The sequence below is a fragment of the Brucella rhizosphaerae genome (assembly GCF_002252475.1).
In the GTDB taxonomy this organism is placed as follows: Bacteria; Pseudomonadota; Alphaproteobacteria; order Rhizobiales; family Rhizobiaceae; genus Brucella; species Brucella rhizosphaerae.
On record NZ_NNRK01000025.1, the window covers coordinates 284,677 to 305,103 of the forward strand.

A 20,427-nucleotide genomic window follows, 5' to 3' on the forward strand; every position below is an offset into this window, starting at 1 on the left:
GCGGCCATTTCTGTTTCTGTTATCCAGCCCGAAGCAAGCGGATCGCTTCATCACGACCGAAAAGATAGAGAAGCACACGAAGTGCTTGCCCGCGTTCGCCTTCAAGATCAGGGTCGCTCGCCAAAATGTAACGGGCGTCTTTGCGCGCTATTTCAAGCAAGTCACCATGGGCTTCAATGGATGCAAGGCGGAAGCCTGGAGTGCCAGACTGGCGGGTACCAAGTAGTTCACCTTCACCGCGCAGTTTCAGATCTTCCTCAGCAATGCGGAATCCGTCTTCTGTTTCACGCATCACCTTGAGACGTGCCTGCCCGATTTCTCCAAGCGGACCTTTGTAGAGCAGAAGGCAAGTAGAAGGCTTGTCGCCACGACCCACGCGTCCGCGCAGCTGGTGCAATTGCGAGAGGCCGAAACGCTCGGCATGCTCGATGACGATGATGGTTGCATCCGGTATATCGACGCCGACTTCAATAACGGTCGTTGCCACCAGAAGCCGGGTGTCGCCTTGCTTGAAGGCGCGCATGGCTTCGTCTTTTTCCGTACCATTCATGCGGCCGTGAATAAGGCCGATCTTGTTGCCAAAAACAGTCTGAAGCGATTCAAAGCGCTGTTCTGCAGAGGTCAGCTCGACAAGTTCGGATTCTTCCACCAAGGGGCAAATCCAGTAGATTTTCTGCCCTTCACTGACCGCCTTGCGAATGCGCTCAACGAGTTCGCCCATACGTTCCATCGGCAGAATAGCTGTGGTGATCGGCTGACGCCCCGCAGGTTTTTCGGTGAGCTTTGAGACATCCATATCGCCAAAGGCCGTCAGTACAAGCGTGCGCGGGATGGGCGTTGCCGTCATGACCAACATATCGGGGGCGCTGCCCTTGGCGGTCAGCATGAGACGCTGATGCACACCAAAGCGATGCTGCTCATCAATAATGACAAGGACCAGATCGTGATATTCTACCTTTTCCTGAAAAAGCGCATGCGTACCAATAATGATATCGACTTCGCCGCTTTTCAGGCCTTCAAGTACAGCGGCGCGCTCTTTGCCCTTTTCGCGGCCTGTTAACAGAGAAGCTTTAAGCCCGACTTTTTCAGCGAGCGGTGCAATCGTTGCAAAATGCTGCCGCGCCAGCACTTCCGTTGGTGCCATGAGTGCCGATTGTCCGCCAGATTCTGCTGCATGCGCCATAGAAAGCAGACCTACGACCGTCTTGCCTGAGCCCACATCGCCTTGCAGAAGCCGCAGCATACGCTCTGGTGATTTAAGGTCGGTGATAATCTCGCGCACCGCCTGATCCTGACTGTTCGTCAACCGATAAGGCAGGTGGCGCATGATTTCGCTCACGATACGTCCATTGCCTTCGAGCGGACGACCTGAAAGCCGGCGCGTTTTGGCTCGCACGAGAGCAAGTGCCAGTTGCCCGGCGAGGAATTCATCATAGGCAAGCCTGCGCCGTGTGATGCTTTCCAGTGCAATATCACTTGGGTCTTCCGGCAGATGCATCGTGTTCAATGCATCTTGAAAAGCTGAAAAGCGCTCGCGTGCGAGAAGCGGGGGATCAATCCATTCGGGTAGCACTGGCACGCGTGTCAGCGCTTCTTTCATGGCGCGTCCGAGTGTTTTGGGTGAAAGGCCAGCCGTCAGTGGATAGACAGGCTCCACCATTGGCAGATTGGCCGCATCTTCCAAGCTCGCAATATAATCCGGATGCACCATCGAGGCGCGCCCGTTAAACCATTCCACCTTGCCGGAAACTATGACAGTTTCACCTTCCGGCAGCATTTTTTCAAGCCATGGCAATTGCGCATGAAAGAAGGTGAGGATGATTTCCCCCGTATCGTCATGGGCTATCACACGATGGGGAACATTGCCTCTTCCGCGCGGCGCGGGCTGATGCTGATCGACCATCACTTCCAGCGTAACAATGGCTCCTTCCTGTGCAAAAGCGATGCCGGGACGATTGCGCCGATCGATTACGCTATGCGGAGGCAGAAAGAGAAGTTGGCCGACTCTTGGCTCGGCACCGGGTACATCGGTACCCAGAAGTTTGCCCAGCAAAGCAGCCACTTTCGGGCCAATGCCTGAAAGTGAGCGGACGGAAGCGAAAAATGGATCGAGCACAGACGGACGCATGGCGGCGAGCATTAACTGCTTTGCTTTTCCGCGCAAGTCTTTGAAATGGTTTTGTACTATTTTTGTTCTTATTGCGGAAACGGGTTCCCACATGAGCAGCAGATGCTATATACCGGCTTCGAACTTTATAAATGGAGCGCTCAAACAATGACTGGCAGCACACTTGCGGCAGGAAATCTTGATGTAAGGCGTCGCAAGCTTCTGTTTCGCGCCTGGCACCGCGGTATGCGCGAGATGGATTTGATCCTCGGGCAATATGCGGATCAGTATCTTCCTGGCTTCTCCGATGCGCAGCTCGACGAGTTTGAGGAGATTCTTGAAGTGCTCGACCGTGATCTATTGAAATGGGTGACAGGCGAAAGCCCGACGCCCGAAGAACATGATACGCCTCTGTTCCGCGATATCATCGCTTTTCGCGACCGCATCGAATTCTGAGATTAAGTCCCCATGCCCGTATTCAGCAAACTCGGTCTTAAAGCCAGTCCAAGCGTTAAAAACAGCAAGCATATCGTCATCGATGGCGTCGCCGATGGTTTCGAAGCGTTTTGCCTTGCGCGTCTGGTCGAGGAGATCGGCGAGCGCGGGCCTGTCATGTATATTGTCCGCGACGGTCAGCGCATTGCCGATCTGGAGCAGGTGCTGAATTTCGTTTCGCCTGATCTTCCGGTTCTGCATCTGCCGGCATGGGACTGTCTGCCTTATGATAGGGTGTCGCCGGGGGCGGATGCCAGCGCGCGCAGGCTTGCGGCACTGGCTGCTTTGGCTTCTTTGAAAAAGTCGCCGCATCCGGCAGTCATCATCACAACCGCGAATGCCATTCTGCAAAAGCTGCCGCCTCAGGCGGCGATTGCCGAGCAGGTGATTTCAGCGCGTCCAGGCAATCAGCTCAATATGAACGATCTGGGCGCGAGGTTGGAGCGCAACGGCTTTGAGCGTGTTTCGACCGTGCGCGATATTGGTGAATATGCAGTTCGTGGTGGCATTCTTGATCTTTATGCACCGGGTTCAGAAGAGCCTCTTCGTCTCGATTTTTTCGGCGATACACTGGAAACGATCCGCGCTTTCGATCCCGCTTCACAGCGTACGACGGGTGCACGCAAGGAGTTCATCCTCCAGCCGATGAGTGAAATCTCGCTCTCACCGGATATGATCAGCCGCTTCCGCAAGAATTATGTGGCCATGTTCGGCGCGCCGCAGCGCGATGATGCGCTTTATCAGGCGATCAGTGAAGGTCGGCGTTTTGCGGGCATGGAACACTGGCTGCCGCTTTTCTACGACAATCTGGAAACCGTGTTTGACCATGCCGGTGACATGCCAGTTGTATTCGACCATCTGGTGCACGAGGCGCTGACCGAGCGCCATACGATGGTTGTCGATCACTATGAGGCACGCCTGAGGCAAGCGGAAGGCAAAGAACCCGGCAGCGATGCTATTCCTTACAAGCCGATCAAGCCGGAAGCGCTTTATCTGACACCAAGAGAAGTTGAAGCGGTTGCCGCGTCGATTGGCTTGCGTGTCGATCTTACACCATTTGCTACACCAGAAGTCTCGGGCCGTACGGTTGTTCATGCCGACGTACATAAGGGCCGCAGCTTCGCAGAAGAACGTGCTGCAACCGATGTGAACCTTTTCGAAGCGGTGGTGAAATACATCGCCGATCTGCGCGTGGCAGGCAAAAAAGTTCTGGTGGCTGCATGGTCCGAAGGCTCGCTCGACCGTCTGTTGCAAGTGCTGGAAGAGCATGGGCTTGAGAAAATCGAGACGGTGGACCGCCTGTCGACTGTCAAAGCGCTTTCGCGTGACAAGATCACAGCAGCGGTTCTGGCCGTGGAGAGCGGCTTTGATGCAGGCGATCTCGTTGTCGTTGCCGAACAGGATATTCTCGGTGATCGTCTCGTACGTCGAACCAAGCGCCGCAAACGCGATCAGGATTTCATATCCGAAGTGGCATCGTTATCGGCGGGCGATATCGTCGTTCACGTCGATCACGGTATTGGTCGGTTTATTGGTCTTAAGACAATAACGGCGGCAGGTGCGCCGCATGATTGCCTTGAGATTCATTATGCAGGCGATGATCGCTTGTTTCTGCCGGTCGAAAATATCGAGTTGCTTTCGCGCTTTGGGTCGGAAGGGTCTGAAGCCGTTCTGGATAAGCTCGGCGGCGGCGCATGGCAGATGCGCAAGGCCAAGCTCAAGAAGCGCCTTCTTGAGATTGCGGGGCATCTGATCCAGATTGCGGCTGAACGTCAGATGCGCGGCGCACCGTCCATGACGCCACCGGAAGGGCTTTATGCAGAATTTGCCGCACGCTTTCCTTATGATGAAACAGAAGACCAGCAGCGCGCCATTGATGCCATTGCCGACGACCTCGCGGCAGGTAAGCCTATGGACCGTCTCATCTGCGGCGACGTTGGTTTCGGCAAGACCGAAGTAGCACTGCGTGCAGCCTTTGTTGCAGCGCTAAGCGGGTTTCAGGTGGCGGTGGTCGTACCGACAACGCTTCTGTCACGTCAGCATTTCAAAACATTCTCGGCACGCTTCCACGGTCTTCCTGTCAATGTTGCTCATGCGTCACGCCTTGTCGGTGCAAAAGAACTGGCGGCCACCAAAAAGGGCCTCGAAGACGGCACTGTCGATATCGTAGTCGGCACACACGCTTTGCTTGGCAATTCGATTAAGATCAAAAACCTTGGCCTGCTTATCATCGATGAGGAGCAGCATTTTGGTGTGAAGCACAAGGAACGGCTGAAGGAGTTGAAGTCAGACATTCATGTTCTGACGCTTTCAGCAACACCGATCCCGCGTACATTGCAGCTGGCTCTGACGGGCGTGCGCGAGCTGTCGCTTATCACGACGCCTCCTGCTGATCGTATGGCCGTGCGCACTTTCGTCTCGCCATTTGACCCACTTGTGATCCGCGAAACATTGCTGCGCGAACGCTATCGCGGGGGTCAGAGCTTCTATGTCTGTCCCCGTATTGCCGATCTCACGGAGATTGAGGAGTTTCTCAAAGCGCACGTTCCTGAGCTGAAAGTTGCTGTTGCTCACGGTCAGATGGCGCCAGGCATGCTCGACGACATTATGAATGCTTTCTATGACGGGCAGTATGATGTGCTTCTGTCCACGACCATTGTGGAATCGGGCCTCGATATTCCGACGGCCAATACGATGATCGTGCATCGTGCGGATATGTTCGGTCTGTCACAGCTCTATCAGTTGCGCGGCCGCGTCGGGCGCTCCAAGCAGCGTGCTTTTGCGCTCTTTACACTCCCTGCCGGACGTACATTGACGGCCACCGCCGAGCGTCGTCTGAAAGTCCTGCAATCGCTTGATACTTTGGGCGCAGGCTTCCAGCTTGCCAGTCACGACATGGATATTCGTGGCGCGGGTAATCTGCTCGGCGAAGAACAGTCGGGCCATATCAAGGAAGTCGGCTTTGAGCTTTACCAGCAGATGCTGGAAGAGGCGGTCGCTACGCTCAAGGGCACAATTGAGGTCGAAGACAGCCAGTGGTCGCCACAGATTGCGATTGGTACGGCTGTCATGATCCCGGAAGCTTACGTGCCGGATCTGCAGTTGCGTCTGGGGCTTTATCGTCGTCTGGCCGATTTGGCAGAGCCGCAGGATATCGATGCCTTTGGCGCAGAACTGATCGACCGTTTCGGCCCAATGCCGGAAGAAGTGCAGCACCTGCTCAAGATTGTTTATATCAAGGCATTGTGCCGCCGCTCCAATGTCGAAAAGCTCGATGCCGGTCCAAAGGGCGTTGTCATCCAGTTCCGCAATGCAACTTTTGCAAACCCGGTTGGGCTTGTGAAAATGATCGGCGAACAGGGTTCGATGGCCAAGATCAGACCGGATCAGAGCATTGTTTTCATCCGCGACTGGGCAACACCAGAGAAGCGGCTCAACGGCTCGGCAGTTATCATGACTCAGCTTGCAAAAATCGCTACTGGTGGCTGAGGCACACAGAGATTAAACATTGAGGGCTCGAAGCCGGTGTTGGTTTCGAGGTTTAAAACGGAGAGAACTTTGATGCTTAAGAATGCTTTGCGTATTTCCTGTACTGCTGCTGCACTCGTGTTGGCTTCTCAATCGGCTTTCGCTCTGACTACACTCAACTGCAAAGTTGAAGGTATCGAGAATTTTGTCACCCGTTTCAGCCATAGCATTGTGATTCAGGAAGCTCAGACCGCAAAGACAGTTATCTTTGAAGGCCTCGACATGGAAGCTGATCCGGAGCCAAAGAAGACAAGCAAGGACGTTCCACTCGCTGATGTCGAATGGCCGGTGATGCCAGATATGGCAACGCTCGATCGCCAGAAGCTTCAGGCTGAATACAAAGATGCCGCCAATGGCAATAAGGTCGTTGTCATCAAGGGCACGGACGGCGGCGAGTATATGGAATATGAATTTGCCAAGCAGCCATGCTGGACGCTGGTTCGTGTGTCTGATCAGAGCATGTAAGCATTCTATTGATATTCAAACAAAAAGCCCGTGCTCCATCTGGACGCACGGGCTCTTGTTTTGAGATGTTTTTGCTTGTCAGCGATCTTCCGCAATACCCGGTTCAAAGCCTTCTGCCGTCTGCTGAATGGCTTCAGCAAGTACAGCGGCTGACTGTGCGCCCATGACGGCATACTTCTGATCGATAATGAAGCACGGAACGCCTCGGACACCGATGCGATTGGCGGTGTCAATTTCCTCGCGGATCGTGTCCTTGTCGGCATTGCTTTGCAGAAGCCGCGCGACAATTGGTGCTTCCATGCCAATGCTGGCGGCAGCATCAACAAGCACGTCGTGGTCGCCAATATCTTGCCCTTGCTCGAAATAGAGCGAGAACAACGTGCCGACGAGCTTATCCTGCTTACCCGGGCCTGCTTGTGCTGCCCAATGGATCAGGCGATGTGCATCGAGCGTGTTTGGCGCACGTGTGATGGCTTCAAAATCGAAGACGATATCGTTTTCTTCGCCAAGTTCGGTAAGCTGCTTGTGAATGTCGTCAATCTTCGAGCCTGTGCCGAATTTCTCGCGCATATAGGTCTGACGCTCCTTACCCTGCGCAGGCAATGCAGGATCGAGTTGGTAGGGCCGCCAGCGAACTTCGGCATCGACTTCGGGTGCCAGTGCGAGGGCCTGTTCAAGCCTTTTACGGCCAACGAAGCACCATGGGCAGACGACATCTGAAACAACGTCGATGGTGATTTTTCTTGCTGTCATAAAGGTGCTCCGTTCGACGAGCAGGAGAAACGTCCTCCTGCTCGCTGATCTCTATAGTTCTAAAATGTAGGGTGAATTACGGCCTTATCAACTGAAGCTATTTGGCAACCTGCCACCATGTTGGGAGCTGATAACCATACAGCGATGTCTTTTCCGGATGTCCGATCCGATCCCAGCGCGCAACCCACTGATAAGGCAGGTAATAGAGCGGGATATAGTAGTCGCCCGATATGAGAATGCGGTCGAGCGCGCGTACAGCACTCACGAAATCTTCGCGTTTACGTGCCGCGAGCATTGCATCGATCATGGCATCTACCGCCGGGTCGGCAACGCCGGGATAATTGAAGCTGCCCTGTGCATCGCGTGATGCTGAGCCCCACCGCTGCCACTGTTCGTTGCCCGGCGACAGCGAGCCGGTCAGGGCGCCGAGGATCATGTCATAGTCGAAGGTCTGCAGGCGCTGTTGATATTGCGCATCGTCCGCGCTGCGGATTTCGGCATCGATACCAAGACGTCCAAGATTACGCTTATAGGCCAGCGCTACTTTTTCCTCATCTGGCGAGCGTGTCATGATCTCAAACTGCAACGGCTTGCCGGAGGGATCAATCGCTTTGCCGTGCTCGAAAGAAAAGCCTGCCTCAATCAGAAGCTCATAGGCCGCTTTAGCAGGTCCACGATCATGACCACTTCCATCTGTGGTCGAGGGATGCCAGGTTCCGTCCAGAACGTCCTTGCGAACGGCATCGGGGAACGGCGCCAGCAACTCACGTTCGCGCACATTTGCAGGCTTGCCTACGGATGATAGCTCTGAGCCTTCCCAGAAGCTTTGCAGGCGATTGTACTGACCAGCAAAGAGATTGCGATTGGCCCACTCAAAATCAAACAGCAGCCCAAGCGCCTGTCTCACACGGCGATCTTCGAAAACCGGACGACGTGTGTTGAAGACAAAGCCCAGCATATTTGCAGGAGTGCCTTTTTCGAAGTTTTCTTTAATGACCTTGCCCTGTGTCACAGCCGGGAAGTTATAGGATTTTTCCCAGCGTGTCGGATTGCCTTCAAGAAACACATCAAGCAGGCCTTTTTTGAAGGACTCAAAAAGTGCCGTTTCGTTGCGATAATATTCAATGCTCAGGGTTTCGAAATTGTCGAAGCCGCGTCGGGCAGGCAGGTCCTTGCCCCAGTAATCGGGATTACGCTTATAGATGATCCGTTGGCCTGGTTGTATGCCGGATATCATGTAAGGACCGCTACCGATCGGTGCCTTAAGCGTCGAATTGCCAAAAGTCGCAGGATCGATAGCGTGCTTGGGAAGGACCGGCATGGTTGCGGCAATGAGCAAAGGAAACTCACGGTCTGACTTGTCATTGAAGACAAAGCGTACAGAGCGTTCACCGGTCTTCTCGATCTTTTCAATCCGGCTCATGCGATTGTTGTATGGCGGACGACCTTTTTCGGTCAGGATTTCATAAGTGAAGATCACATCATCCACAGTGACCGGCTCGCCGTCCGACCACTTAGCTTTTGGATTAAGCGTAAACTCGACCCATTTGCGTTCAGGATCGACAGCAACTTTTTCGGCAAGCAGCCCATAAAGGGTGAACGGCTCGTCTCGTGAACGCTGCATCAGCGTTTCATAAAGCAGATTGCCGAAATCGAGATCGCCGAACAGACCACGGGCGGTTGTGCGCATGCTTTTGAGGACGAACGGATTGAGACTATCAAATGTGCCGACGACACCCATTTTAAGCGCGCCACCTTTGGGCGCATCCGGGTTCGCATAAGGAAAATGCGTGAAGTCAGCGGGCAGGGCAACGTCGCCATGCATTGAAAGCGCATAGTCGGGCGAAGCATTATCTTCCGCCTGTGCCGGAGCAACGCTCGCAAAGATGCCGATAAGGCTTGCTAAAGCTGTGTTGCGGAAAAGAGCAAACAATCCAGTCAACTTTCTCGCGTCTCCGTTCAACTTAATAGGTCCATTGTAAATAAGTGTGAGTTTAGTATCGATTCGTGTGGCGAAATTAGCATGAACCTTGCGTTTGTGCGGATTAAGAGCGTGTCTGGCGCGCGACAGTGCAGATTAAAACAAAAAATATGGCGTATTTTGCTGTCTGAATGCAGTCGACCATCTGGATTCATATCTTAAGTCGTTGTAACACGGCCCTCGGATTGGGATGATAAGTCCCGGAGGTCACGCTGTTGCCGCATTTTCAAATCAGTGACGGTCTATCGCTGACTCAAACCAGAGACGGAAGATCAAAGCCTTGAAAGGAAACTGTTGATCATGACCAGCACGAAGAAAATCGCTGCCGCATCTGCATTTGCTGGCGCGTTCGCCCTGCTTGCCTCTGCGACGATGCCTGCAGCCGCACAGCAGCAGCCACCACAGGGCTGGTTCAAGGTTTGCTCGAAGCAGGAAGATAATGACATCTGCAATACGCAGAACATTATCACTGCTGACTCAGGCCAGCTGCTGACCGCTGTCAACCTCATCGAAATCAAGGGCAAGATCAATCGCAAGATTTTTCAGGTCACTGTGCCAATCGGCCGTTTGATTCCAGCTGGTGTTGGTCTGCAGATCGACAACAACAAGCCAACCAAGCTTGAATACGGCATCTGCTTCCCGGATCGCTGCATCGCGGAAGCTCCGCTTTCCGACGATTTGATCAATGCGCTTAAGAAGGGCAGCAAGGTCACTCTGACTTCGGTTAACTACCAGAACAAGCAGAACCCGATTCCAGTTGCACTGACCGGTTTCTCGTCTGCTCTTACTGGCCCGGGCCTGAAGCAGTCTGAACTCGAAGAACGCCAGAAGGAACTTCAGGACGCAGTTGCAAAGCGCCAGAAGGAATTCGAAGAAAAGATGAAGGCTGAACAGGCCAAGGCAAAGGGCGCAGCTAACTAAGCTGGCCTAATGTGATGAACTCAAAAGGGCGCTTTAAAGCGCCCTTTTTGTTGTACCATTTTATGAAAAACAGCCAGTAAAGCTCAGTTTGCATGCAGTTTTACGCGATATGCTCCATTTTCCAGCCGGTCAAACATGTCGTTGATCTGCGGATGACGAAGTGGTTCCTCGCTGAGATCAGGCATAAGGTTCTGTTCGGAAACATAAGCCACGTATTCCGACTCTGAGTTCTCTGCCAGCAAATGGTAGAATGGCTGGTCGCGACGTGGGCGACCTTCCTCGGGAATGGATTCATACCATTCTTCCGTATTGGCGAATTCCGGATCGACGTCGAAAATGATCCCGCGGAAGGGAAACAGGCGATGCTTGACGACCTGTCCAATCTGAAACTTAGCGTGTTTTATCTGTGCCATACTCATAAGACATATGTAGTTCACCGCGCTCTGAAATAAAGCTGCGGGAGGTTTCAGGATCGATATTTGAGACGTTTTATTGCTTTGGCGAGGCTTTTCCGCGATCGGACAAGCTTGGAAGCTTAGGCATGAACTGGGAAAAGCCACTGCCGGGGCGCAAGCCTTCGCGCATGAAAAACGCTCTGAGCGGGGCAAAGGAACGCAGCATTTCAAGTCCCACGCCGCGCGCGATCTGTGCCGGCAGCATCGATGACAACAGTGATCGGTTCAACGCATCAACTGATCCGGTGCGCGCCAGAATGTCAGGACGGCGGCCGCGATCATAAGCACGTGTGACGCGGTCCGAGCCTGGGTCTGAAGGATCGGTCCCGATTGCCTTCACAAGGGTTTCCACATCGCGCGTCCCTAGATTAAGGCCCTGTGCACCAATGGGTGGAAAAACGTGAGCCGCTTCGCCGATCAGCACGGTGCGCTTGGCGGCAAAAGCATGTGGAACAAGACCAGACAGCGGCCAGGCCTGTGGACGAATGTCCAGCGTGACTTTGCCGAGCATGGACTGCATCATTTCTTCGACACGCTGACCGAGTGTTTCATCATCCAGCGTTAGCAGCGTTTCTGCGCGTCCGGGATTGACCACCCAGACGAGGCTCGACCGCTTGCCCTTGAGTGGCACCTGTGTGAATGGGCCTTCCTCGGTATGAAACTCTGTCGAGATATTTTCATGATCGACGGTATGGCTGAACGATAGAACGACGGCTGTTTGCGGATAGCTCCAGCGCCGGGTGCGAATGCCTGCGGCTTCGCGTGCAGCCGAGTTTCGGCCATCGGCAGCGACAACAAGACGGGTGTGTAGCGTATCGCCACCTGCAAGTGTGATCGTCACATGGTCGTTATTGTTTCGATATTCGATGGCTGGAAGCGTTACACGCTCAATCGCGCGATTTTTTTCAACTGCTTCCGCGAGCTTCTGGTTGAGCGTTGCATTTGGAATGTTGTAGCCGAAAGCCACTTCGTCGATCTCGCCGGCACGGAATGTAACCGCTGGGCTACGTACGAGGCGCTGAGTTGCATCGACAATACGCATGGAAGCGAGAGGAGCTGCCTCGGGAGCGATATCGCCCCAAACGCCGATTTCTTCAAGAAAACGAATTGCGGGCATCATAAGTGCAGTCGTGCGACGGTCGCCCTTGTCTGTTTCGGGACCAAGCAATACCGTCCGATAGCCTTTCGCACTCAATGCAAGCGCTGCCATCATCCCGGCTGGTCCACCGCCGCTGATGACGATCTCGGTGAGGGGCTTATCGACAACAACGTCATTCATCGTATTCTATCCTTGGCCAAAAAGCCGGCCGAAAGCGATTCTTATCCGTTCTGGTTCACACGCACTTAAGCGTAAATAGGCTGAAAAGGCCAATGTCCCGTTAATTAAAACCTAATCTTTGGTGGAATGAGGGCGGTTTTGTCTCATGACTTACTTGCTCTTTTCGCCTTATTCGGGGAAAGCTTTACGCAAGATCACGACTTTGTGGCTTAAGGCCTCAAAGTCATATTGGCTGACCCACACCTGGCAGGAAGAATGCTGGAAGATTGAGGGCGGCCTTCAAGAGAAATGGCGAACGGCGTGAAAACCAGACTGACCGGAAAACTCAAAGCCAAGAAAGTGACCGCGCCGCAGGCCAAGGCATTTTCTGTGCATCTTCTCACAGCATCAGGCTCGTTTCTGGCGTTTCTGTCGATTGTTGCGGCAAGCGATGGTCGCTACACCGCAATGTGGTGGTGGCTGGGCCTGGCTCTCTTTGTCGATGGCATCGATGGCCCCATCGCGCGCAAGCTCGAAGTCAAATACGTGCTGCCCAACTGGTCCGGCGAGTTGCTCGACAACATCATCGACTATGTGACTTACGTTTTGATACCGGCCTTCGCGCTTTACCAAAGCGGGTTTATGGGGACGAACCTGTCCTTCATATCTGGTGCGATCATTGTCGTTTCGAGCGCCATTTATTACGCTGACACGGGCATGAAGACGAAAGAGAACTTTTTCAAGGGGTTCCCTGTTGTCTGGAATATGGTGGTGTTCACGCTCTTCATCGTCAGACCCGGCGAGTGGGAGGCTTTTGCCATCGTCGTTGCTTCAGCGATCCTTTCCTTCCTGCCGATCAGCTTCCTGCATCCTGTGCGCGTGGTGCGTCTGCGTCCGTTGAACCTCACTGTCTTCCTGCTTTGGTGCGCTTTTGGCGCGGCTGGCCTTTATTATATGCTGGATGCACCGCTCTGGGTACGCGTCGGCATCACGGTGACGGGGCTTTATATCTACTTCATCGGCGCAATCATGCAGTTCTTCCCCAATCTCGGTCGAACTGCCTCAGTGATTGCTGCCGAGGCTGCGAGTGCCAAGAAAACAGCGACTGGAGAAACACCATGATCAATGCAATTCGTGTCCATCAGACAGGTGGTCCCGACGTTCTGCAATATGAACAGATTGAAATTGGTGAGCCGGGCCCAGGTGAAGCGAAAGTGCGTCACGAGGCTATTGGTCTGAATTTCATCGATGTCTATTTCCGCACGGGACTTTACAAGGCCGCGCAGATGCCGTTCATCCCGGGCAACGAGGGCGCGGGCATTGTTGTTGCCGTGGGGGCTGGCGTCGATAACGTCAAGGTCGGTGATCGCGTTGCCTATGCTGCGACACTGGGTTCTTATGCCGATGAGCGCATCCTGTCGGCGGATCGTCTGCTGAATGTTCCTGAAACTATTGAGCTGAAATCTGCGGCTGCGATGATGCTCAAAGGCATGACGGCGCAGTATCTGCTGCGTCAGACCTTTGTCGTAAAGCCCGGCCACACGATACTGTTTCATGCGGCTGCGGGTGGCGTTGGCCTCATTGCAGGCCAATGGGCCAAGCACCTTGGCGCGACGGTTATCGGAACAGCGGGCTCTGAAGACAAGATCGCGCTTGCCAAGGCACATGGCTATGACCATGTCATCAACTATCGCACTGAAAATTTTGTCGAACGTGTCAAAGAACTGACCGGCGGCGAGGGCGTGGATGTTGTCTATGACTCGGTTGGTCGTGATACCTACATGGGTTCACTTGATGTGCTGAAGCCCCGAGGCATGTTCGCCTGTTTTGGCCAGTCTTCGGGTACAATTCCACCGTTTGACCTGAATGTTCTTGCGCAGAAGGGCTCACTGTTCGCGACCCGCCCTACTTTGTTCAATTACGTGACGAAGCGACCCGACCTGGAGAGAACCGCAAACGATCTCTTCGACGTTGTGGCAAGTGGCGCGGTTAAGATCGAAGTGAAACAGTCTTATGCACTCAAAGATGTGCGTAAGGCGCATGAAGATCTGGAAGCGCGCAAGACGACGGGCGCGAGCATCCTGCTTCCATAATTGTGCGGGATCATGCTTCAAGAATATCGGCGGTGTGCATATGTGCCCCGCCGTTTTCTTTTTGGCTTTTCAATTGCGATGTTGCTGGATAAGGTCTTAAAAAAATAAAATCGGGGAACAATGTCAGCGTCATTATCCGACCGGCCTCTTTTAGATGTCCGCCGGCTCACGAAAGTATTTGGTCAACTCAGAGCCTGCGACGCGGTAGACCTCGTCATTGCAGAAGGGGAAATCCACGCGCTTCTGGGCGAAAACGGTGCTGGCAAATCCACTCTTGTTAAAATGCTGTTTGGTGCGCTGCAGCCGCTGGACGGTGAAATTGTCTGGAAAGGTGAACGCGTTACGATCACCCAGCCTGCCATAGCAAGAAAGCTGGGCATTGGTATGGTTTTCCAGCATTTTTCTCTGTTTGACTCTTTGACTGCTGCCGAAAATATTGCGCTGTCTCTCGATGGTTCACTGTCGCTTTCCGATGTGGCCAAGCGTGCGCGCGAGATCGGAAAAGCCTATGGCTTGCCGATTGATCCGCAGGCGCATGTTGGTGATCTGTCGGTGGGCGAACGCCAGCGTATCGAGATTGTGCGCTGTCTCCTGCAAGAGCCGGATCTGATCATTCTCGATGAGCCGACCTCGGTGCTGACACCACAGGAAGCTGACCGGCTGTTTGAGACGCTGGAGCGCCTGAAATCAGAAGGCAAATCGATCCTTTATATCAGTCATCGCCTTGAAGAGGTTAAGCGGCTGTGTGACCGCGCGACTGTTCTTCGTCATGGCAAGGTGGTCGCGCATTGCGACCCGCGAGAGCAAACAGCGGCATCGCTGGCACGAATGATGGTTGGTAATGACATCAAAGTCGTAGCGCGCAGCCCGATTGAAGTCGCTGAAACCACGTCTACAGCACTGTTTGAAATCAAGAACCTGTCTCAGGCACCGCGCGGCCCGTTTTCGACCGCTCTCGACAATATCTCTCTGTCGGTAAAGGCTGGTGAAGTCGTCGGTATCGCCGGTGTGGCGGGCAACGGGCAGGGCGAGTTTTTTGAAGCTGTGTCCGGGGAGTTTCTTCAATCGTCAGCGTCTGCCGTCAGCATTCGCGGCAAGGACGCAGGCAAGCTTGGTATCAGCGAAAGACGTTTGCTGGGCGCAGCTTTTGTCCCCGAAGAACGACTTGGTCACGGTGCGGTGCCATCCTTGCCGTTGACGGATAATCTCTTCCTGTCGCGCTATAAGACTGATGCGAAGGCGTTTTTGCGCGGCGGTAAACTGAAGCTGATCGCCGAAAGCGCTCTGCGTGCCGCAGCGAAGCGCATTATCGAGACGATGGACGTTCGCAAAAGTGCTGAAAACCCGCCAGCCTCTGCACTGTCTGGCGGTAATCTTCAGAAATTCATTATTGGCCGGGAACTTGATCGCGCTCCCTCTGTCATGGTTGTGAACCAGCCGACATGGGGCGTGGATGCTGGTGCTGCGGCGCATATCCGTCAGGCGCTGCTTGATCTGGCGCGTTCCGGCTCTGCCGTTCTCGTCATCAGTCAGGACCTCGATGAACTGCTTGAAATCAGCGACCGTATTGCTGTCATGAACCATGGTGCGCTTTCTGAGCCCATGCCCATCGCCGAAGTGACGCTGGAAAAGATCGGCCTTCTCATGGGCGGTATCTCCGGTGCGGATCAGGCAGGGGCAGCATAATGCGGATAGAACTCGTTAAACGGCCACAGCCTTCGAAAACCTTCAGTGCAGTTTCGCCTTTGCTGGCGCTGGCGCTCACGATGGTGTTTGGCGGCCTTGCCTTTGCACTGATGGGCAAGGACCCATTTCAGGCGCTCTATGTTTTCTTTGTAGAGCCGTTACTCGATGTGTGGTCGTGGCATGAGCTGCTGGTCAAGGCGACGCCGCTTATCCTGATTGCTGTTGGTCTTTGCGTCTGCTTCTTATCTAATAACTGGAATATCGGAGCCGAAGGTCAGTTCATCATGGGTGCGATAACCGGCTCCATTTTGCCGGTCATGTTTCCACAATTGCAGCTTTGGATCGTGTTGCCGCTGATGATGCTGATGGGCATGGCAGGCGGTGCCGCCTATGCGTCCATTCCGGCATTGCTGAAAGTTCGTTTCAACACCAATGAAATCCTGACCAGCCTCATGCTGGTTTATGTCGCGCAATTGTTTCTCGATTGGTTGGTGCGCGGACCCTGGCGTAATCCCGAAGGTTATAATTTCCCCGAAACACGTCAGTTCAATCCGAGTGCCGTGTTGCCGGAAATCTGGAGCGCATCAGGTCGCGCTCATTGGGGCTTCGTTTTTGCAATCGTCGCAGCTGTCGCGGTCTGGTTTCTTCTCGCCAAAACGCTGAAAGGCTTCGAGGTCAAGGTCATCGGACAGAGCCCAAGAGCCGGGCGTTTTGCTGGCTTCAGCTCTGGAAAACTGGTCTTCTTCGTTTTCGCTGTGTCGGGAGCTCTTGCCGGTCTTGCTGGTATTGCGGAAACATCTGGTGCTATCGGTCAGCTTCGCCCGGTCATTTCACCCGGCTATGGTTTCACTGCGATCATCGTTGCATTCCTTGGCAGGCTTAATCCGCTTGGCGCCATAGCAGCAGGTTTTGTACTTGCGCTGTCATATCTCGGCGGAGAAGCTGCTCAGGTTGCCATCGGAATATCGGAAAAGTCGGCCCGTGTTTTCCAGGGCATGATCCTTTTCTTCGTACTCGCCTGCGACACGCTCATCCATTATCGCATCCGCTTTGTGGCGGGACGCACAGCAGGAAAGGCCTGAGTAATGGATTTAACACAGGCAATCCTTCTTACCATCGCAACCGCTGCAACACCTTTGCTGATTGCAGCCATTGGTGAGCTTGTTGTTGAGCGTTCTGGTGTGTTGAATCTCGGCGTCGAAGGCATGATGCTGATGGGGGCGGTTTCGGGCTTTGCTGCTGCCCAGTTCACCGGATCAGCTTGGCTTGGTATGATTGCTGCTATCTTTGTTGGCAGTCTCTTTTCAGGCATCTTTGCATTCCTGACGCTGACGCTTGTGACCAATCAGGTTGCGACCGGTCTGGCGCTGACCATTCTTGGCATTGGCGCTTCGGCTATGCTTGGTGAGAGCTTTGTTGGAATGCCGGGTGTACGGCTCGAAGCTATCGACATTCCATATCTCAGCGATATTCCTTATGCAGGACGGTTCCTGTTCGGTCAGGATCCGATCTTCTACATCTCCATTCTGCTGGTCATTGGCGTGACGTGGTTTTTGTTCCGCACCCGAGCGGGCCTGCAATTGCGTGCTATTGGAGACAGCCATAGCTCGGCACATGCGCTCGGCGTGCATGTGGTGCGAACCCGTTATCTTGCCGTATTGTTTGGTGGTGCCTGCGCCGGGCTTGCTGGTGCCCAGCTTTCGCTCGTCTATGTACCGCAATGGGTCGAGAACATGTCGGCAGGGCGTGGCTGGATAGCGCTTGCGCTCGTTGTGTTCGCCTCATGGCGTCCGTGGCGCGTGCTGATCGGCGCTTACTTGTTTGGTGCGGTAACAATTGGTCAGCTGCATGCACAAGCGCTTGGTTTCGGGCTGCCATCGCAGTTTCTGTCGGCTTTGCCCTATATAGCGACCATTGTGGTTCTGGTCATCATCTCGCGCAACAGGCGTTTGACGATGATGAACACGCCAGCGTCGCTCGGCAAGTCTTTCGTGCCGGACAGGTAACAGGTTTTGAACGGCGGCCCGGCTCCCACGGTCTGCCGTTTTATTTTGAGGGTGAAAAAGGAGCGCAGGGAACATGAAAAAGACGCTGTTGGCAATCGCCACCGCGGCCAGCTTTATGCTTGGTGGAGCGGCACATGCAGAAGATAAGCTGAAGATCGGCTTTATCTATATCGGACCTCCAGGAGACTTCGGCTGGACTTACCAGCACGACGTCGCTCGTAAGGAGATGATCGAAGCTCTTGGTGACAAGGTTGAAACAACCTTCCTCGAAAATGTGCCGGAAGGTGCGGACGCTGAGCGTTCGATCGAACGTCTGGCGCGCGCAGGCAACAAGCTGATCTTCACAACCTCTTTCGGTTACATGGATCCGACACTCAAGGTTGCTGCCAAGTTCCCGGATGTGAAGTTTGAACACGCAACCGGTTACAAGACAGCAGACAACATGTCAGCCTACAATGCGCGCTTCTATGAAGGTCGCTATGTACAGGGCCAGATTGCTGCCAAGCTGTCCACCAAGGGCGTTGCAGGCTACATCGCTTCGGTTCCCGTGCCAGAAGTCGTACAGGGCATCAATGCATTCATGCTCGGCGCACAGTCGGTTAATCCTGATTTCAAGGTCAAGGTCATCTGGGTTAACTCGTGGTTTGATCCGGGCAAGGAAGCTGATGCTGCCAAGGCACTTGTCGATCAGGGTGTAGACATTCTCACCCAGCACACAGACTCGACCGCACCAATTCAGGTTGCGCATGAGCGTGGCATCAAGGCGTTTGGTCAGGCTTCGGACATGATCAAGTTCGGCCCTGAAACCCAGCTTACCGCTATCGTTGACGATTGGGGCCCATATTATATCGACCGCGCCAAGGCTGTTCTTGACGGTTCGTGGAAGACCCAGAACATCTGGTGGGGCATGAAGGAAGGCCTCGTGAAGATGGCGCCTTACACCAACATGCCGGATGATGTTAAGAAAATGGCCGAGGAAACCGAAGCCAGGATCAAGTCGGGTGAACTTAAGCCGTTCACCGGTCCGATCAAGAAGCAGGACGGCTCCGAGTGGCTCAAGGAAGGCGAACAGGCTGATGATGCGACATTGCTCGGCCTGAACTTCTATGTTGCAGGCGTTGACGATAAACTGCCGCAATAAGCTGTGACACCTAAAAGAGAAAAGGGCGCTTCAGGCGCCCTTTTTGCTATTCAGTGCGCGTTTCGATCTGATTGAATCAGTTCGGCACTCTGATATATTTTACTTGAAGCATAATCTTATCGCTCCTCGTTTCACTCCGGTCGGATTGTGCTCTAAAGCGACAATTTCATACCTTCATGACTGTCAACGAAGCCGAGCGACTTGTAGAAACGTATAGCATCGGGACGAGATTTATCAGTCGTAAGCTGCACCAGACTGCAGCTGCGTTCGCGACACTGCTCAATTGCCCATTCGATCATGTGCCTGCCTATGCCGCCGCCGCGTGCATCACTGGCTATGCGGACACTTTCGATTTGCCCGCGCCACATGCCTTTGCGTGATAGTCCCGGAATAAAGCTGAGCTGCAAACAGCCGATTGCTTTCCCATCATGTTCGACAACGGCAAGCAACTGGTTTGGATCACTATATATGGCCTGGAACGCGTCAGCGTAGCATTGGTTCAGCGGGCTTCTGCTGTCTTCGCGAGTGGACCCCAGCGCATCATCCGCAAGCATGGCGACAATTGCCGTAAGATCGGCGTGAACGGCTTTGCGAATAGACATAGGAGCATCGGTCATGAGAAACTTCCACAGGCTTGGGTTCTGAAAAACAAGCCTATGCGTTCGCATATCATTACGAAAGCCAAAACAAATAAAAAGCCGGAGCAAAGCCCCGGCTTAAAGTTTCGCTCAACCGAACTTATTCGGCTGCGTCGGCAGGTGCTGCGTTGAGCAGACCGTAGCGTTCTTCACCGATTTTACCAAGCAGTTCGAGCTGTGTTTCGAGGAAGTCGATGTGACCTTCTTCGTCAGCCAGAAGCTGATCAAAAAGCTGCTTGGAAACGTAGTCACCAAGTTCGTCGCAGATTTCGCGCGACTTCTTGTAGGACGCGCGAGCGTCGTATTCGCCCTTAAGATCGCATTCCAGGACTTCCTTGACGTCCTGTCCGATACGCAGTGGCGCAACCTGCTGCAGATTTGGATGGCCTTCAAGGAAGATGATGCGGTCAATGATCTTATCCGCATGCTGCATTTCTTCGATGGATTCTTCGCGCTCTTTCTTAGCAAGACGCGTGAAACCCCAGTCGTTGAGCAGACGATAGTGCAACCAGTACTGGTTCACAGCGCCAAGTTCGAGAAACAGTGCCTCGTTAAGCCGCTCGATGACCTTTGGTTCGCCTTTCATTCCAAGAACTCCCGAATTTGTCTCGTAGAGAACGCACACGATCCATGAACAGGATCACGTTTTCGTCCATTTGATTGTGACGAAGATGATATTCTTCAGTCACCCTTATGATTGTTTCTACGACGTTTGGGAAGCAGCCACAGCAGCGGCCGCTCTTGGACATGGCGTTATAGACGGTGCCAGGAACGATTAATCGCCAGCAATCTTCATCCAGAAGCTGCGTAACGACGATCTCAATATCTCTTTCGGTAATAACATTGCAGCTGCAGACTAGCATGAAAAGTAAACTCCAGCATCTGCAATGCGCTGTGATC

General features: G+C 53.7%; 18 protein-coding genes. 10 read left to right on the forward strand and 8 right to left on the reverse strand.

What is annotated here, in order from left to right:
* Positions 1 to 19: 19 nt before the first annotated feature.
* Positions 20 to 2,140: an ATP-dependent DNA helicase RecG gene (gene recG, locus CEV32_RS09025; RefSeq protein WP_208620830.1), complete on the reverse strand. Its 2,121-nt coding sequence runs from the start codon at positions 2,138 to 2,140 to the stop codon at positions 20 to 22.
* Positions 2,141 to 2,275: 135 nt separating this feature from the next.
* On the opposite strand from recG, the gene CEV32_RS09030 reads away from it, so the two are divergent.
* The 3 genes from CEV32_RS09030 to CEV32_RS09040 all read left to right on the forward strand — a co-directional run bounded on the left by CEV32_RS09030 (position 2,276) and on the right by CEV32_RS09040 (position 6,595).
* The gene (locus CEV32_RS09030) at positions 2,276 to 2,563 is read left to right on the forward strand and encodes an FAD assembly factor SdhE (protein ID WP_094576508.1); all 288 of its coding nucleotides are present in this window, start codon (positions 2,276 to 2,278) and stop codon (positions 2,561 to 2,563) included.
* Between the two features lie 12 nt (positions 2,564 to 2,575).
* Positions 2,576 to 6,091, forward strand: coding sequence for a transcription-repair coupling factor (mfd, locus tag CEV32_RS09035; protein WP_094576374.1), 3,516 nt, complete (start codon positions 2,576 to 2,578; stop codon positions 6,089 to 6,091).
* Between the two features lie 72 nt (positions 6,092 to 6,163).
* Entirely contained in the window at positions 6,164 to 6,595 is a 432-nt protein-coding gene (locus CEV32_RS09040) for a hypothetical protein (protein ID WP_094576376.1), read from the forward strand.
* 78 nt (positions 6,596 to 6,673) lie between these two features.
* On the opposite strand, the gene CEV32_RS09045 is transcribed toward CEV32_RS09040, so the two are convergent.
* On the reverse strand, positions 6,674 to 7,348 hold the full coding sequence (locus CEV32_RS09045) for a DsbA family oxidoreductase (RefSeq protein WP_094576378.1): 675 nt from the start codon (positions 7,346 to 7,348) through the stop codon (positions 6,674 to 6,676).
* Positions 7,349 to 7,445: 97 nt separating this feature from the next.
* The gene (locus CEV32_RS09050; protein WP_094576510.1) at positions 7,446 to 9,173 is read right to left on the reverse strand and encodes an extracellular solute-binding protein; all 1,728 of its coding nucleotides are present in this window, start codon (positions 9,171 to 9,173) and stop codon (positions 7,446 to 7,448) included.
* A 456-nt stretch (positions 9,174 to 9,629) separates the two neighbouring features.
* Between CEV32_RS09050 and CEV32_RS09055 the strand changes: the two genes are divergently transcribed.
* Positions 9,630 to 10,250 (forward strand): invasion associated locus B family protein, encoded by a 621-nt coding sequence (locus CEV32_RS09055; RefSeq protein WP_094576380.1) that lies wholly within the window; start codon positions 9,630 to 9,632, stop codon positions 10,248 to 10,250.
* 83 nt (positions 10,251 to 10,333) lie between these two features.
* On the opposite strand, the gene hspQ is transcribed toward CEV32_RS09055, so the two are convergent.
* Entirely contained in the window at positions 10,334 to 10,669 is a 336-nt protein-coding gene (hspQ, locus tag CEV32_RS09060) for a heat shock protein HspQ (protein WP_094576382.1), read from the reverse strand.
* 70 nt (positions 10,670 to 10,739) lie between these two features.
* A complete protein-coding gene (locus CEV32_RS09065) occupies positions 10,740 to 11,984 on the reverse strand; it encodes a UbiH/UbiF family hydroxylase (protein ID WP_094576384.1) in 1,245 nt (414 codons plus the stop codon).
* 288 nt (positions 11,985 to 12,272) lie between these two features.
* Here CEV32_RS09065 and pcsA point away from each other — a divergent pair, with 288 nt between their 5' ends.
* The 6 genes from pcsA (at position 12,273) to CEV32_RS09095 (ending at position 18,889) form a co-directional block, all read left to right on the forward strand.
* Positions 12,273 to 13,085: a phosphatidylcholine synthase gene (pcsA, locus tag CEV32_RS09070; RefSeq protein ID WP_094576386.1), complete on the forward strand. Its 813-nt coding sequence runs from the start codon at positions 12,273 to 12,275 to the stop codon at positions 13,083 to 13,085.
* The gene (locus tag CEV32_RS09075; protein WP_094576388.1) at positions 13,082 to 14,056 is read left to right on the forward strand and encodes a quinone oxidoreductase family protein; all 975 of its coding nucleotides are present in this window, start codon (positions 13,082 to 13,084) and stop codon (positions 14,054 to 14,056) included. The genes pcsA and CEV32_RS09075 overlap by 4 nt, the downstream gene beginning before the upstream one ends.
* Positions 14,057 to 14,176: 120 nt before the next feature.
* On the forward strand, positions 14,177 to 15,742 hold the full coding sequence (locus CEV32_RS09080; RefSeq protein ID WP_094576390.1) for an ABC transporter ATP-binding protein: 1,566 nt from the start codon (positions 14,177 to 14,179) through the stop codon (positions 15,740 to 15,742).
* A complete protein-coding gene (locus CEV32_RS09085) occupies positions 15,742 to 16,824 on the forward strand; it encodes an ABC transporter permease (RefSeq protein WP_094576392.1) in 1,083 nt (360 codons plus the stop codon). Before CEV32_RS09080 ends, CEV32_RS09085 begins: the two co-directional genes overlap by 1 nt.
* 3 nt (positions 16,825 to 16,827) lie before the next feature.
* The gene (locus tag CEV32_RS09090) at positions 16,828 to 17,748 is read left to right on the forward strand and encodes an ABC transporter permease (RefSeq protein ID WP_094576394.1); all 921 of its coding nucleotides are present in this window, start codon (positions 16,828 to 16,830) and stop codon (positions 17,746 to 17,748) included.
* 73 nt (positions 17,749 to 17,821) lie between these two features.
* Positions 17,822 to 18,889, forward strand: coding sequence for a BMP family ABC transporter substrate-binding protein (locus CEV32_RS09095; protein WP_094576397.1), 1,068 nt, complete (start codon positions 17,822 to 17,824; stop codon positions 18,887 to 18,889).
* A 152-nt stretch (positions 18,890 to 19,041) separates the two neighbouring features.
* On the opposite strand, the gene CEV32_RS09100 is transcribed toward CEV32_RS09095, so the two are convergent.
* From CEV32_RS09100 to CEV32_RS09110, 3 genes are all read right to left on the reverse strand, one after another.
* Positions 19,042 to 19,506 (reverse strand): GNAT family N-acetyltransferase, encoded by a 465-nt coding sequence (locus CEV32_RS09100; protein WP_094576399.1) that lies wholly within the window; start codon positions 19,504 to 19,506, stop codon positions 19,042 to 19,044.
* A 121-nt stretch (positions 19,507 to 19,627) separates the two neighbouring features.
* Positions 19,628 to 20,113, reverse strand: a complete 486-nt coding sequence (bfr, locus tag CEV32_RS09105) for a bacterioferritin (protein WP_094576401.1) — start codon at positions 20,111 to 20,113, stop codon at positions 19,628 to 19,630.
* The gene (locus CEV32_RS09110) at positions 20,079 to 20,390 is read right to left on the reverse strand and encodes a (2Fe-2S)-binding protein (protein WP_094576403.1); all 312 of its coding nucleotides are present in this window, start codon (positions 20,388 to 20,390) and stop codon (positions 20,079 to 20,081) included. Before CEV32_RS09110 ends, bfr begins: the two co-directional genes overlap by 35 nt.
* Between the last annotated feature and the right edge of the window lie 37 nt (positions 20,391 to 20,427).

Excerpts from the sequence above, each read along its gene's own strand:
- CEV32_RS09100 (WP_094576399.1), bottom strand. The coding sequence starts at position 19,506 with ATGACCGATGCTCCTATGTCTATTCGCAAAGCCGTTCACGCCGATCTT.
- recG (WP_208620830.1), bottom strand. The coding sequence starts at position 2,140 with ATGCTCGCCGCCATGCGTCCGTCTGTGCTCGATCCATTTTTCGCTTCC.
- CEV32_RS09095 (WP_094576397.1), top strand. The coding sequence starts at position 17,822 with ATGAAAAAGACGCTGTTGGCAATCGCCACCGCGGCCAGCTTTATGCTT.
- CEV32_RS09040 (WP_094576376.1), top strand. The coding sequence starts at position 6,164 with ATGCTTAAGAATGCTTTGCGTATTTCCTGTACTGCTGCTGCACTCGTG.
- hspQ (WP_094576382.1), bottom strand. The coding sequence starts at position 10,669 with ATGAGTATGGCACAGATAAAACACGCTAAGTTTCAGATTGGACAGGTC.
- pcsA (WP_094576386.1), top strand. The coding sequence starts at position 12,273 with ATGGCGAACGGCGTGAAAACCAGACTGACCGGAAAACTCAAAGCCAAG.
- CEV32_RS09075 (WP_094576388.1), top strand. The coding sequence starts at position 13,082 with ATGATCAATGCAATTCGTGTCCATCAGACAGGTGGTCCCGACGTTCTG.
- CEV32_RS09085 (WP_094576392.1), top strand. The coding sequence starts at position 15,742 with ATGCGGATAGAACTCGTTAAACGGCCACAGCCTTCGAAAACCTTCAGT.
- CEV32_RS09090 (WP_094576394.1), top strand. The coding sequence starts at position 16,828 with ATGGATTTAACACAGGCAATCCTTCTTACCATCGCAACCGCTGCAACA.
- bfr (WP_094576401.1), bottom strand. The coding sequence starts at position 20,113 with ATGAAAGGCGAACCAAAGGTCATCGAGCGGCTTAACGAGGCACTGTTT.
- CEV32_RS09110 (WP_094576403.1), bottom strand. The coding sequence starts at position 20,390 with ATGCTAGTCTGCAGCTGCAATGTTATTACCGAAAGAGATATTGAGATC.
- CEV32_RS09065 (WP_094576384.1), bottom strand. The coding sequence starts at position 11,984 with ATGAATGACGTTGTTGTCGATAAGCCCCTCACCGAGATCGTCATCAGC.
- CEV32_RS09080 (WP_094576390.1), top strand. The coding sequence starts at position 14,177 with ATGTCAGCGTCATTATCCGACCGGCCTCTTTTAGATGTCCGCCGGCTC.
- CEV32_RS09050 (WP_094576510.1), bottom strand. The coding sequence starts at position 9,173 with ATGCATGGCGACGTTGCCCTGCCCGCTGACTTCACGCATTTTCCTTAT.
- mfd (WP_094576374.1), top strand. The coding sequence starts at position 2,576 with ATGCCCGTATTCAGCAAACTCGGTCTTAAAGCCAGTCCAAGCGTTAAA.
- CEV32_RS09055 (WP_094576380.1), top strand. The coding sequence starts at position 9,630 with ATGACCAGCACGAAGAAAATCGCTGCCGCATCTGCATTTGCTGGCGCG.
- CEV32_RS09030 (WP_094576508.1), top strand. The coding sequence starts at position 2,276 with ATGACTGGCAGCACACTTGCGGCAGGAAATCTTGATGTAAGGCGTCGC.
- CEV32_RS09045 (WP_094576378.1), bottom strand. The coding sequence starts at position 7,348 with ATGACAGCAAGAAAAATCACCATCGACGTTGTTTCAGATGTCGTCTGC.